Origin of the sequence: Acinetobacter lwoffii (genome assembly GCF_024129735.1) — a bacterium.
GTDB lineage: Bacteria > Pseudomonadota > Gammaproteobacteria > Pseudomonadales > Moraxellaceae > Acinetobacter > Acinetobacter lwoffii_H.
Genome location: NZ_JAMXXK010000026.1, coordinates 34,574 through 48,159, shown reverse-complemented (window position 1 = coordinate 48,159; position 13,586 = coordinate 34,574). Strand labels below are relative to the sequence as shown.

The window sequence follows — 13,586 nt, the reverse complement described above, 5'->3', positions numbered from 1 at the left end:
AATAATCGCCCCAGAAAGACACTGGGATGGTATACGCCCAGTGATGTTATGGCTGGTTTTTATACTGTTGCACTTGCCGCTTGAATCCGCCTAATAAAAACGGAGCGATATGCTTCGTTTTTATTAAGAAGAACAACTCACCATGACTTCAGGCACGTCACTCGGCAATGGCGCTAAATCTTCAGGCTGTTCCAGATCTGACTGTTTCAGATAAGGTTGACTGAGTAATTTAAACAGGCGGTCGACTTCAGAAAAATCATCCCGCTCTGCCAGTTCAATGGCTTTCTGTGCCATGTGATTACGCAGAATATAATGTGGATTGATCAAGTGCATGGCGGCGTGTAACTCTTCAATATCCTGTTGTTCTCGAATGCTTTCATATTGCGTCAAAAATGCTTCAAACTGACGACGGTCTAAGCAATCATCTTTAATGGCTTCATAGTCTTTATTTTGCAGACGGATAAAACTCTGGGTGTAGTCCAGTTGCTCACTTTGCAAAATTCGCAGAAATGCCATCGCACAATCAAAACTGTCTTTATGGAAACTTGGCAAGCCCATTTTCTGATTTAAACCATATTTATAATGCTCTAAGAATGTTGGCTCATAGTGCTCCAGACATGCTGCCAAATCCTGTTTCCATTGTTCTTTGTCATAATCTGTAGGGCAGAGCGGCACCAGATTATTTAACCATTGCCACAAATTCCAATGCCCAATACTTGGCTGCTGCTGATAGGTATAACGCCCTTGATAATCCGAGTGGTTATTGATCCAGTTCGGACGGAAGCGCTCCATAAAGCCATAAGGACCAAAGTCCAAAGTTGAACCGGTAATATTCAGGTTGTCAGTATTTATCACGCCATGTGCAAAACCAACCAGTTGCCATTTGGCAATCATCACCGCAGTGCGCTGAATAACTTTTGTGGCAAAGCTCAGAATCGGCTGTTCGGCTTGCAGGCATTCTGGATAATGCCATTCGATACATTTCTGGGTAAATTCAGCTAGTAGATCTGGCTGATACTGATTGATCCATTCAAAATGGCCGAAACGGATATGACAGTCTGAAGTACGCAACATCATCGCGCCCGGCTCTAGCTTCTCACGCTGAATACCTTGGATTGATGAAGTAAAACCAACTGCATTACTGGATGCTACACCTAAAGCATTTAAGGCATGACCTGCCAGATACTCACGAATGACTGAACGCAGTACTGCACGACCATCGCCCATGCGTGAATAAGGGGTTGCACCAGCACCTTTTAAATGCAGGTCAATGGTCTGATTATTTTTATCCAGAATTTGCGCAATCAACAACCCGCGACCATCTCCCAACTGTCCTGCCCATTGCCCAAACTGATGACCTGCATAGACCATAGCCAAAGGTTCAAACTCAACGAAGACTTTCTGACCGCTACAAATCTCGACCCATTGCGCCTTGTCTTCATCCGACCATTGTAGTTGTTCTGCCAAAGCGGCATTGAAGTGCCCGGCTTTTGCACCTTTTAACGGCAGCGGAACTTGATGATGATAGAGGCGAGCAGGTAGTGTTTGATAGCGAGAGTTAAAATACATGGCGTCAGTACAGGATTGGAATAAATTTACTATAACAAAGATAGCTGTATAAAACTGTTGTATAAGCGAGAGTTCACGTTATCTTTCGGACATAAAAAAAGCCCCAATCGGGGCTTTAGTGTTCAACAGCTTTTATTGAGAAACTGCAGATTTTTTCAAATTACGAACCAGTAGATTCAAGGTTTGACGATGATGAGAAAGACGCTGTTCAACCAGCTGGAATTCAACTTTCAGCTTGTCATCCATCTGATGGATTTTTTCAGCCATCGATGCTTTCTTGACCTGAATTTCCTGTTCTTTCAGCTTCGCCCAGTCATTTAAAGTTTGGGTAAATGCATCATATTCCTGTGCGATCTTGGTTTTTACCGCCGAGATATCTTCAGAAACATCATGGCCATACACCGCAAGATCCTGTTCGGCATATTTAAACTTCATTGCCAATTCCGCTTTTTTGATATTAAAGCTAGGAATGCGGCGCAAGTTTTTAGCTAAACCAAGTTTAGAACAAGTCCAGATCAACCATTTAGTTGGATCGTATTGCCACCATTTTACGCCGTTACGGTAATCGTATTGGAAAATGTGGTGATAGTTATGATAACCCTCACCCCAAGTTGCAACCGCGAGTACGAAGTTGTCACGTGCAGTATTTTCATCGGTATAAGGACGATTTCCCCACATGTGGCAAAGTGAGTTAATGAAGAAGGTCACATGATGGCTCAGGATTAAACGCATTAGTCCACCCAACAGTAATACGCCCCAGACATCACCTACAGCCCAGCCGATGGGCAGTAAAATCGCAGCATGCACGGCAATCACTAAAGGAACGTAGTATTTGTCCTGAAACATCACCACTTTGTCTTTTAACAGATCTGGCGCATTTTTATAGTTGGCAGCACCAGATGGATAATCACGTAACATCCAGCCAATATGTGCATACCAGAAGCCTTTATTGATCGAGTACGGGTCTTGATCAACATCATCGACATGACGGTGATGGGTACGGTGACCAGATGCCCAGAATAAAATACTATTCTGTACAGCAAATGTACCCATAATCATCAAGATGATTTTTAATGGTAAAGTGGCTTCATAAGCACGATGTGCCCACAGGCGATGGTATCCTGCTGTAATGCCGAGGCTGCTTACGCCCAGTAAAACAAACATACTGATCCAAGCGGCAGCGCTAAAATCATGGTGATACGCATACAACGGAATCGCAATCAGGGCTACGATCGGTAAAAATACCAATGCAAACACAGCAATCCAGTTGATGGGGGCTTTGGGTAAGGGAGCATTCATCTCCAACAGCACTCCTAGAACCTCGGAAGGTATAACAAAAAGCAGAAACTACTGTTGGTTTTAACAGCAGCCTATCTTGTCCATATTAGCATGTGCCCTAAGGCATCACTAGCATTATTGTACGGTTGTATTGTACTTGTCGGTAACAGAATAAGTAGGGCAGAAGTGACCATTTTGCGAGCGTAGACGGGTTCTGATTTCCGACTAAGTGACTGAGGATTATCACTCTTTCAGAAAATGGAAACCGAATGAATCAGAGGAAAATAGTTGTTCATAATTTCTACAATACTATCAGGAAATTTGCAGAATATAGAGGTTGGGCAACTTAATTTCACTTTCAAATAAAATCTGATTAAGGAAGATTCCCACTTTCATTATTGCATTTTCGAAATGAACTGGATCAAGAAATACCTAGATCAATCAAGGCTAAGAGAGATTATTTAGAGTTGTTGCAGCATCAATTTTGGATAATCGGTAATCAGCCCCTGAATGCCCCAGTCTCGCAGCTGTTTAGCTCGGGTCACATCATTCACTGTCCAGACACTGATATTCAACTCGGCAGCCTGCGTGGCTTGAATCAGGTCTTTACTGGCCAGTTCATCCATCCAGCCAATATGACAGCATCCCAGTTCCAGCGCCTGATCAATAGCTTGATGTTTGACATCGGTCTCAATCAATAAACCACGTTTTAAACGTGAGTTTTGCTGTTTAAATGCATCCAGAATTTTGGCATCAAAGCTGGTAATAATGGCTGCCTGCTCATAGCCTTGTAATTGCTGTTCGACTTCAAACGCGATTTTCTCAGCTGCTGCTTCAGATGTTACGCTTTTAATTTCGACTTCAATATGCTCGAAATTTCGAATGACATTTAAGGTTTGATCGAGCAGTGGGGTCGCTTCGATTTTATTCCATTCTGACCAGGCCACTGCGTGATTATATTGGGTAAGATCTTGACGGTTACACTCGTATAGATGCTTCTGCAAACCGGTGGTACGCACAAAGTCATCATCATGCATGATGATTAAGGCATTGTCTTTGAGCTGACGAACATCAAACTCAACGGCGCGAATGCCGATCTCCTGAATATATTGAAAACCGCCCAAGGTATTTTCAGGGGCTTCACCACGTGCACCACGATGACCAATTATGCGCATAAGATGCTCATGAGTGGGAAAGTTAAGTTCATTTTGCGAGGGCTACGTGACAGAAGGATGACACTTTCTATTTTCGTCAGATGCTCTGTAAAATCAAGAGACATCTGACGTGTATTTTTAGATGCTAACTTGAAACATAATTTTACTTTTCGATGCTGTCATTGATATTTTTTTGCCACAGCACTTCGGAACCGCTTTCAGCGCGTTGCAGGGTGCGTGATGCTACAAATAACCAGTCCGATAAACGGTTAAGTAGTTGCAGTGACGCTGCCTGAATGTTTTGGTCACGGTGATGTACCGACATCACGCTGCGTTCTGCACGACGGCAAACAGCGCGGGCCTGATGGGCAAAGCTGCACACCAACGTTCCAGCAGGCAGAATAAAATCTTTTAACATCGGCAAAGCTTCATTCATGCGGTCGATATCATTTTCCAGAAACTCAATCGATACCGGTTGCACCAGATTAAAACCCGGAATACACACTTCACCGCCCAGATCAAATAACCAGTGCTGGATCAGGCTTAAAGATTTATCCCAAGCGGCTTGATCTTCAATGTTGCTTGCTGAAATTTGTGCGCGTAATACGCCAATCACGGCATTCAGTTCATCGACATCGCCGAGTGCTGTGATACGCAAATCATCTTTGGCAACACGTGAGCCATCACCGAGTCCTGTGGTACCTGAATCGCCTGTGCGGGTGTAGATTTTGCTTAAACGGTGGCCCATATGTGTTCCTTGAATTTTTAATGAAGATAATAAAAAAGGATAATGTCGGTCATAACATTATCCATAAACTGCGCTGTTTTAAAGTTTTTTGCTGTTTAGAGCTTAGTATTTAAAGGTGATACCTGCAGAAGCGAGACGGCCACCGTTGATGTACCAATCTTTATTGCCATATTGTTCAGTTCGATATTCAACATCACCAATATTTTGAATATTCGTAAATAATTTCACTTGTGGCGTTAGATTTAAATAAGCATTTAAGTCCACAGTTGCATAACCTGAAATTTGCTCTGAATTACTATTGTTTGTATATGACTTTGACCGAGCGATAAGAGATGCACTTATTCCATACTTGTCATTTTCAAGACCTGTAGTAAGAGTTAGTGACTGCTTAGGACGATAAGCAAGCTCTTTACCATTCTCTTTGTTCTCAGTTTTTGCATAAGCATAAGCAGTGGATACAAAAAGGTCATCTTGAGCCCATTTAATACTTGCTTCTCCACCTTTTATCTTGGCAACTGCAATATTTTCATTTTGAGAGTCACCATAACCGATTAGATCTTTAATCTTGGTGTGATAAGCAGAAACTTGAGTGCTCAGATTATCTGTTAGTTTATAGTCTAAACCAAGCTCGTATGAGGTACTTTTTTCTGGAGTCAGATCAGTATTACCTCCCCATTTTGTATAGAGCTCATTTAGACTAGGGGCGCGGAATGCTGTACCAATATTTGTATAGATACTAGCATTTGGTAGAAAGTGATAGCGAATGGCACCTTGTCCAACGGTATGTGTACCAAATCGTTCATTATCTTCTAAACGGACTCCAAGTTGAGTATCTAGAAGATTATTCTTAAATTGGTGTTGTGCATAGTAACCTTTACTTTCTACGCTTTGATCATTTGCTAGGATGCTATTAGTTTTATAGTTAGCATCGTTATAAGTTGCACCGATTAAAATGTTTTGGTACTTATTAAACTTCCACTTGAGGTTTAAATCTGCTTCATTATTTTCAGTATTATAATGGTCACCGTAATCAATGACATTTTGTTTGTCTTGAACATTTGCTAGATGAGTACCTAAAATTATATTTGGCGAAACGTGGTAACTTAGTTTGGCATTAATGATACGGTTTTTAAACTCACGTGGTGAGGTTGTTGTATTGTAATTACTGCTAAAGATACTAGTACCTTTATTTTCACTGATAGAGATGGAGCTATTTAGCAATTCTTCTTTAATATAACCAAGTTTTGCACTATATCCTTGTTGGTCAAAACTGCCAAGATCATTAGTCGGTAAATTTTCATAAATACGGGTACCATCAGTTTCTAACTGTTGGCCACTAACTTGTGCATAAAATCCGTTATTAGCAACTAAATTAGCTTTTGCAATAGCTTTATAGGTTTGATTCTCTCCATAAATACTAGTAATTTCAGCACCAGTTTTTTCAGGTTTCTTAGAGAGAAGTTGGACAACTCCACCAATAGCATCACTGCCATATTGAACAGAGGCAGGACCTTTTAAAATCTCCACTTGTTGAACATCTGTTGTATCTAAAAAAGAAGGGTATAAAGGACCATAATTATTTTGACTGTTTAAACGTGCTCCATCTTTAAGCACTAAAGTATGAACAGCGTTTGTACCACGAAGTCTAATTTCAGAAACTTGTCCAAAACCACCGCTTTGTTTGATATATATGGATGGATCACGCTGAATTAATTCAGAGATGTTTAAAATAGGATTTGATTCAATAGTCTTCTGATCAATTACTGAAATTCGAGCAGGTACATCCTTGATGTTCTGTTCACTACGAGAAGCAGTCACTATAATGGTATTTAAAGATGCTTTTGCAACTTTTTGCTCGGCGGCATGAACAGGTGAAGTAAAACCCAACGCAAGTGCGATCGCACCTACCAAGGCAGTAGGTTGAAATTGAATAGACATGAAATGCTCCATACATTCACTTCCCCGTGAATGATTGAGTTATAGAACACAACAAGCAGGTTTCCGGACTTAAATGTGCAAAGCAGCGACCTTGCTGTATATCCACCTTCCCACATCAAGATGCAGTGGTGTAAACCGAAAGGTTTAAATTGATAGACATTTCATTTTTTACCGTTGCGGGGGCAGTGCTGGATTTACACCAGCTTCCCTAAAGCCTGAAGGCTTGAACTTGCTGCAAAGTGAGCGCAGTATAAAGTCAGTATGCGTTATACACAATCTGCATAGAGAATAATCCGGATGAACTTTACGCAAGTCAGAAAAATTGCATTACAATGATTTGCCTCAATCTTATAGATTGTTCAATACATTGGTAGATCTAGAGCCAACATAATATGCGAACCCGTGCCAAAATTTGTGGAATCACCCGAGTTGAAGATGTACATGCCGTAGTCAATGCTGGCTGTGACGCGATAGGATTTGTATTTTATCCACCGAGTCCGCGACATGTTACTTTAGAGCAGGCTGAAATCCTGATCCAGGCGGTTCCGGCGTATGTACAGGTAGTGGGTTTATTTGTGAATAGTCACGCAGATGAAATCCAGGCGATTTTAAATAAAGTACCCCTGGATATTTTGCAATTTCATGGCGATGAAACACCTGAACAATGTCAGGCCATCGCCCAGCAGGTGGGACGCCGCTGGTATAAAGCCATTCAGGTGCAACCTGATCTGGATGTGGTTGCAGAAATTCAGCGTTATCAAGATGCAGGCGCAAGTGCAGTACTGTTAGACGCATGGCATCCTGACCTGAAAGGTGGCACAGGGCACAGCTTCGATTGGGACACATTTCCTAAACTCAATATTCCCTTGATCTTGGCAGGCGGGTTAAATCCTGACAATATCGAACAGGCAATTCTCACCACACAGGCTTATGCCGTGGATGTGAGTGGCGGTGTCGAGTCCGCAAAAGGTATTAAAGACCAACAACTCATAGAACGCTTTATGCAAGGAGTCCATCGTGGATCAGCAAAGTACTAGCCAGAACAGTCAGGCAGTTGACTATACCCAATTCCCGGATGAACGCGGGCATTTCGGTATTCATGGCGGACGTTTTGTGTCAGAAACACTCATGGCGGCTTTAGAAGACTTGGAAAAGCTCTATTTCCGTATGAAAGATGATGCGCAGTTTTTGGCAGAATTTGACCGTGACATGGCGTTTTACGTCGGTCGTCCGAGTCCTTTATATCATGCTGAACGATGGTCGAAAGAGTTGGGTGGCGCACAGATTTACCTGAAACGTGAAGACCTGAACCATACCGGTTCGCACAAAGTAAATAACACAATCGGTCAGGCCTTACTGGCGAAGCTTTCCGGCAAGAAACGTATTATTGCCGAAACAGGTGCAGGCCAGCATGGTGTAGCAACGGCAACAATTGCAGCACGTTTAGGTCTTGAATGTGTAGTATTCATGGGCGCAGACGATGTAAAACGTCAGGCGATGAACGTCTACCGTATGCGTTTATTAGGCGCGACGGTTGTGCCGGTAGAAAGTGGCTCTAAAACCTTAAAAGATGCCATGAATGAAGCCATGCGTGACTGGGTGACCAATGTTGATTCAACTTATTACGTGATTGGTACTGTGGCAGGTCCACACCCATATCCGCAACTGGTTCGTGATTTCCAGTCGATCATTGGTCGTGAAGCACGCCGTCAGATTCTGGAACAGGCTGGCCGTTTACCAGATGCCCTGGTAGCATGTGTCGGTGGTGGATCTAATGCAATGGGCTTGTTCTATCCATTCCTGAATGACCAAGATGTGAAAATGTACGGCGTTGAAGCAGCAGGTCATGGGATTGAATCAGGTAAACATTCTGCGCCATTGAATGCCGGTCATGTCGGTGTTCTGCATGGTAACCGTACTTATCTGATGTCGGATGCGCAAGGCCAGATCATCGAAACACATTCAATTTCTGCAGGTCTGGATTATCCAGGTGTGGGTCCGGAACATAGTTTTCTGAAAGATATGGATCGCGTGAAATACGTGCCGATCAATGATCAGGAAGCTTTACAGGGTTTCCGCGACTTGACCAAGATTGAAGGCATTATTCCGGCTTTAGAAAGCGCACATGCTATGGCTTATGTCACTAAACTTGCACCGACCATGGACAAGGATCAGATTATTATTGCGACGGTTTCAGGTCGTGGTGATAAAGACTTGATGACTGTGGCACGCATTGATGGGGTAGAAATGGTTGAGATGTAAGTTCCTTAAAGTCCTCTCCTTGCAGGAGAGGGTTTGGGAGAGGTTATTTCAATAAAAAATCGTGTTAAGTTTTCTTAGCACGATTTTTTATTGAGTAGATTTTGAAAGAACACGTTTGTATGGAATTAAGAGAATTCACCTTGCGCGCGCTCTTTGGCCCATTCACGTAAAACAAATTTCTGCAATTTTCCGGTCGAAGTTTTTGGAATTTCGGTAATCACCACATCCTTAGGCACTTTAAAACGGGCCAGATGCTCACGGCAGAATTCCATAATTTCTTCTTCTGTGGCTTTTTTTCCTTCTTTGAGTTCGATAAAGGCACAAGGAACTTCCTGCCAGCGTGGATCAGGCTTGGCGACTACCGCCGCAGTCAGCACCGCCGGATGCTGATACAGCACTTCCTCCACTTCAAGTGAAGAAATATTTTCTCCGCCGGAAATAATCACGTCTTTAGAGCGGTCGGTAATTTTGGCATAGCCATCCGGTTGGCAAACTGCCAGATCTCCTGTATGGAACCAGCCACCGGCAAAGGCTTCAGCGGTCGCCTCAGGATTTTTCAGATAACCTTTCATCACGATATTGCCACGGAACATGATTTCACCCATGGTCTGACCATCATGTGGCACTTCCTGCATGGTATCCGGATCAAGCACTTTCATGCCATCTTGCAATGGATACGGGACGCCTTGACGGGAGTGCAACTGTGCCTGTTCCTGAATAGACAGATCGCTCCAGCCTGCCTGTGAAGCGCAGAGTGCAGAAGGGCCATAGGTTTCAGTCAAGCCGTAAACATGCGTGACATTAATGCCGATATTGCGCATGCCTTCAATAATTGCTGCTGGAGGTGCGGCACCCGCCACCATCACTTCGACACGATGATCAATTTTGGTCTTTTTCTCTTCAGGTGCGTTAATCAGCATTGACAAGACAATTGGTGCACCGCAGAAGTAATCGACTTTATGTTCGGCAATCAGTTTAAAGATCAGTTCAGCATCAACTTTACGCAAGCAAACGTTGGTTCCACCGTTGGCCGCCATGGTCCAGGCAAAGCACCAGCCATTACAGTGGAATAGCGGCAGTGTCCATAAATAGGTGGCACGTGGTGTCATGCCACAGGCAATAATATTACTGGCTGCGTTAATGTAGGCACCACGATGATGATAGACCACGCCTTTCGGGTTGCCGGTGGTCCCAGAAGTGTAACTTAAGCTGATGGCATCCCATTCATCTTGAGGTAAATGCCATTCAAAGTTTGCATCGCCTTGCGCAATCCAGTCTTCATATTCGATTTGGCCAATACGCTGGTCTTCACCTTCAAACTCTGCATCAGCCACATCAATGACATAAATGTCTTGTGAAACTAGAGCGAGTGCTTCAGTCGCAAGTGCAGTAAATTCAGGATCAACCAATAATACTTTGCTCTCAGCATGTTCCAGCATGAAAGCAAGGGTCTTGGCATCCAGACGGGTATTTAAGGTATTCAGGACGGCACCTGCCATTGGTACAGCAAAATGCGCTTCGATCATGGCAGGGACGTTAGGCAGCAGGACAGACACGGTATCATTTTTACCGATGCCTAATTTTTGGAGTTGGTTGGCAAACTGACGACAACGGTTGTATTTCTCACGCCAGGTAATACGACGCTTACCGTGAATAATCGCGTTCTGGTTTGGATAGATATAAGCTGCACGATCAAGATAGCGTAAAGGTGATAAGGCTACAAAATTCGCGGGGGTACGCGGTAATTCATCATATGCGCTAACCATTGTAAAACTCCGTTCTATATTTATTTTCATATCCTGTTGAAAAGATATGTATTTCTCAGAAATCTTGCATTTATGCTTTAGTCGAGTACGATTTTACAAATTTTAAGTATTTGAATATTAATAAAAATATTTAACCCTACTTAAATGTTTTGAACGCATGGGTTCCCAAGTTTGATTTTTTAGGTATTTTACTCTAGTTCAGCCATTAAAATAATATGAGCCCAGGAAGAATAATGAAAATACAACAGGCGAATGACGTCTGGCGAAACTGGTCGGGGAGCCAGTTCAGTGCCGCTCGGATTGTTCAGCCCAGCCAGATCAGTGAATTACAAAGTTTAGTGAAGACCCATGCACACATTCGTGCAGTGGGTGCAGGACATTCATTTAGCCCATTGGCCAAAACAGATGAGGTGTTGCTTAATCTCGATTTGTTAAAAGGTATCGTTGCCTTTGATCAAGAGAAAACCCAATGCACCGTGCGGGCCGGGACGCGTTTATATGATTTGGGGAAAGATCTGGTACCGATCAATCAGGCCTTAATCAATCAGGGCGATATAGACCAGCAAAGTCTGGCCGGAGCGATTTCTACCGGAACGCATGGCACGGGCATCGATTTACCTTGCATCTCTGCTTTCGTGGAAGGCTTTGAATTACTGACCGCGGATGGAGAGCTGTTGCAATGTCATCGTGAGCAGAATGCTGAGATATTTCAGGCTGGACGGGTGGCATTGGGCAGCTTGGGTGTATTGACCCAAATCACCCTGCAAAATCGGCCACGATATAAACTAAAAGAACAGATTCGGCTCTGTTCATTAAAAGACATATTTACCCATATTGATCAATGGAAACATCAGCACCGGTATATTGAATTTTGGGCTTTTTTACATGCCGATCAAGTGATGCTGAAAACTCTGGATGAAACGGATGCAACCATTCAGCCGAGAACAGAGAGCTGGCCTCCGGAAGATATTTTATTGACTCTATGTTCGGAATTGACGCGACTCTTCCCAAAGACAAATCCCTATCTGCAAAAACTGCTCGGTGTATTTGTCAAACCGACTCGTTATGTAGACTGTTCATCCAGAATTTTTCCAACTCCGCGTAAGACCAGATTTAATGAAATGGAATATCAGGTTCCGGTTGGGTTTGGCTTGCAGTGTCTGGACGAGATTCTGCATGTTTTATGCAAACACCAAGTGCCGATGTTTTTCCCGATCGAGTTTCGTTATGTCAAAGGCGATGAGATCTGGCTAAGTCCTTTTTATCAGCGTGATTCGGTCTCCATTTCGATTCATCAATTTTATAAACAGGATTACCACGCGATCTTTGATCTGGTCGAGCCGATTTTACAGAAATATCAGGGACGACCGCATTGGGGCAAGTTACATAGTATGAGCGCAGCTTCGCTGCGCGAACTCTACCCGAAATGGGATAATTTCATGGTGCTACGTCAGCAATTGGATCCACAGCAAAAATGGCTGAATCCATATTTAAAAGAATTGTTTTTATCTGGGAAATGAGGAGAGGGCGATGCAATCAAATTATTTTCAGCAACTGACACAAGACTTAAAACAGCAGGGAACTGGCACACCGCAACTGATTCTGGATTTGGCGCAATATCGACATAATCTGGAGGTTGTGCAGTCGAAATTGCCTGCGCAGTTACAACCGCGCCTGGTGGTGAAATCCTTAGCCAGCATTCAGCTACTCAAACTGGCCAGTGAAAAACTAAATAGCCAGCGCTTTATGGTGTTTCATCTGCCGCATCTTTCCTGCATAAGTGCGTCATTTCCACAGGCCGATATCTTGCTGGGTAAACCGATGCCAATTCAGGCGGTAAAATCTTTTTATCAAACTTTATCTGATCAAAATAAAATCAATGATCAAGAAAGTATCCAATGGCTGATTGATGATGTGGAGCGCTTAAAACAATATCTGCAACTCGCGCAAAGCTTGAATATCTGCCTGAATGTCAATATTGAAATTGATGTGGGGCTGCATCGTGGCGGCGTACAAACGCAGCAGCAATTTATAGCCTTAATGGAGCTGATTCAGCACAACGCGGCTTATCTCAAACTTTCGGGATTGATGGGCTATGACGCACATGTCGCTAAATTACCAAAAATCATAAAAAGCCCAGAAAAAAGTTATCAGCAATCACAGCAGATATATCAACAATATAAAACGATGATTCAGCAGCAATTCCCTGATTTATGGCATGAAGGTCTCTGTTTTAATGGCGGTGGCAGTCCGACCTTTATGCAGCATTGCCAGCACAGTGTCTGTAATGATCTGGCCTTTGGCTCGATGCTGCTTATGCCCAGTGATTTCGATCTGGAAAATTTGTCCGCTTTAAGCTGTGCTTTATGGATTGCCGCACCCATTTTAAAAGTGTTGCCTTGTAGCCAAATTCCCGGTTTGGAACTACTAAATCATCTTCCACATCAATATAAAGCCGTATTTATTTACGGAGGCTATTGGCGAGCGGATTATATCTATCCTGAAAAAAGCCGGCCGCATGTGTTGTATGGTCGCAGCAGTAATCAGGAAATGCTTCAGGTGCCCATGCAGTGCGATATTCATGTCGATGATTATGTGTTTTTAAGACCGATACAAAGTGAAGCTATCATCCCGCAATTCGACCAGCTGTATGTTTATGCAGAGGGAAAGTTTATCCAGTGGCAGACGTTCCGGGAATAACCACATTCTGAACTGAAAAATGAGCCTAAGCCTTTAAAGATCAGGCACAGATTTGATGGTAAATCTTATTTTTATTGGGAAAAGGTTTAATCATGCGGCCAAGCCGTGTAAAATTCGAATCGATTTTATTTATCCACCGTTTTTATCTTTTGAGGCTGTGCCTCGATCATA

Annotated in this window: 10 protein-coding genes and 1 riboswitch; of the genes, 4 read left to right on the top strand and 6 right to left on the bottom strand. The window is 43.1% G+C overall.

Features of this window, described 5'->3' with window-relative positions; all coding sequences use genetic code 11:
- Window positions 1-123 precede the first annotated feature (123 nt).
- From NI469_RS09065 to NI469_RS09045, 5 genes are all read right to left on the bottom strand, one after another.
- Window positions 124-1,569, bottom strand: a complete 1,446-nt coding sequence (locus NI469_RS09065) for a protein adenylyltransferase SelO (protein WP_253173605.1) — start codon at window positions 1,567-1,569, stop codon at window positions 124-126.
- Between the two features lie 132 nt (window positions 1,570-1,701).
- The gene (locus NI469_RS09060) at window positions 1,702-2,868 is read right to left on the bottom strand and encodes an acyl-CoA desaturase (protein WP_004647507.1); all 1,167 of its coding nucleotides are present in this window, start codon (window positions 2,866-2,868) and stop codon (window positions 1,702-1,704) included.
- Between the two features lie 440 nt (window positions 2,869-3,308).
- Window positions 3,309-4,022, bottom strand: a complete 714-nt coding sequence (locus tag NI469_RS09055; protein ID WP_247143792.1) for a glycerophosphodiester phosphodiesterase — start codon at window positions 4,020-4,022, stop codon at window positions 3,309-3,311.
- Window positions 4,023-4,164: 142 nt separating this feature from the next.
- Window positions 4,165-4,749, bottom strand: coding sequence for a cob(I)yrinic acid a,c-diamide adenosyltransferase (locus NI469_RS09050; RefSeq protein ID WP_005107832.1), 585 nt, complete (start codon window positions 4,747-4,749; stop codon window positions 4,165-4,167).
- A 102-nt stretch (window positions 4,750-4,851) separates the two neighbouring features.
- The gene (locus tag NI469_RS09045; protein WP_253174925.1) at window positions 4,852-6,687 is read right to left on the bottom strand and encodes a TonB-dependent receptor plug domain-containing protein; all 1,836 of its coding nucleotides are present in this window, start codon (window positions 6,685-6,687) and stop codon (window positions 4,852-4,854) included.
- A gap of 37 nt (window positions 6,688-6,724) precedes the next feature.
- A riboswitch (cobalamin riboswitch) is annotated at window positions 6,725-6,935 on the bottom strand.
- A 144-nt stretch (window positions 6,936-7,079) separates the two neighbouring features.
- On the opposite strand from NI469_RS09045, the gene NI469_RS09040 reads away from it, so the two are divergent.
- Both NI469_RS09040 and trpB read left to right on the top strand, forming a co-directional pair.
- Window positions 7,080-7,724, top strand: coding sequence for a phosphoribosylanthranilate isomerase (locus NI469_RS09040; RefSeq protein ID WP_253174923.1), 645 nt, complete (start codon window positions 7,080-7,082; stop codon window positions 7,722-7,724).
- The gene (gene trpB / locus NI469_RS09035) at window positions 7,705-8,949 is read left to right on the top strand and encodes a tryptophan synthase subunit beta (protein ID WP_004732965.1); all 1,245 of its coding nucleotides are present in this window, start codon (window positions 7,705-7,707) and stop codon (window positions 8,947-8,949) included. The genes NI469_RS09040 and trpB overlap by 20 nt, the downstream gene beginning before the upstream one ends.
- Before the next feature lie 125 nt (window positions 8,950-9,074).
- On the opposite strand, the gene NI469_RS09030 is transcribed toward trpB, so the two are convergent.
- Window positions 9,075-10,715 (bottom strand): acyl-CoA synthetase, encoded by a 1,641-nt coding sequence (locus tag NI469_RS09030; RefSeq protein ID WP_253174921.1) that lies wholly within the window; start codon window positions 10,713-10,715, stop codon window positions 9,075-9,077.
- 233 nt (window positions 10,716-10,948) lie between these two features.
- Between NI469_RS09030 and NI469_RS09025 the strand changes: the two genes are divergently transcribed.
- Window positions 10,949-12,235 (top strand): D-arabinono-1,4-lactone oxidase, encoded by a 1,287-nt coding sequence (locus NI469_RS09025; RefSeq protein ID WP_253174919.1) that lies wholly within the window; start codon window positions 10,949-10,951, stop codon window positions 12,233-12,235.
- A gap of 10 nt (window positions 12,236-12,245) precedes the next feature.
- Entirely contained in the window at window positions 12,246-13,415 is a 1,170-nt protein-coding gene (locus NI469_RS09020; RefSeq protein ID WP_253174917.1) for an alanine racemase, read from the top strand.
- Window positions 13,416-13,586: the final 171 nt, after the last annotated feature.

Bases quoted from the DNA above. Each gene is read 5' to 3' on its own strand.
- NI469_RS09050 (WP_005107832.1), bottom strand. From the start codon at position 4,749: ATGGGCCACCGTTTAAGCAAAATCTACACCCGCACAGGCGATTCAGGT.
- NI469_RS09025 (WP_253174919.1), top strand. From the start codon at position 10,949: ATGAAAATACAACAGGCGAATGACGTCTGGCGAAACTGGTCGGGGAGC.
- NI469_RS09045 (WP_253174925.1), bottom strand. From the start codon at position 6,687: ATGTCTATTCAATTTCAACCTACTGCCTTGGTAGGTGCGATCGCACTT.
- NI469_RS09060 (WP_004647507.1), bottom strand. From the start codon at position 2,868: ATGAATGCTCCCTTACCCAAAGCCCCCATCAACTGGATTGCTGTGTTT.
- NI469_RS09065 (WP_253173605.1), bottom strand. From the start codon at position 1,569: ATGTATTTTAACTCTCGCTATCAAACACTACCTGCTCGCCTCTATCAT.
- NI469_RS09020 (WP_253174917.1), top strand. From the start codon at position 12,246: ATGCAATCAAATTATTTTCAGCAACTGACACAAGACTTAAAACAGCAG.
- NI469_RS09040 (WP_253174923.1), top strand. From the start codon at position 7,080: ATGCGAACCCGTGCCAAAATTTGTGGAATCACCCGAGTTGAAGATGTA.
- NI469_RS09055 (WP_247143792.1), bottom strand. From the start codon at position 4,022: ATGCGCATAATTGGTCATCGTGGTGCACGTGGTGAAGCCCCTGAAAAT.
- NI469_RS09030 (WP_253174921.1), bottom strand. From the start codon at position 10,715: ATGGTTAGCGCATATGATGAATTACCGCGTACCCCCGCGAATTTTGTA.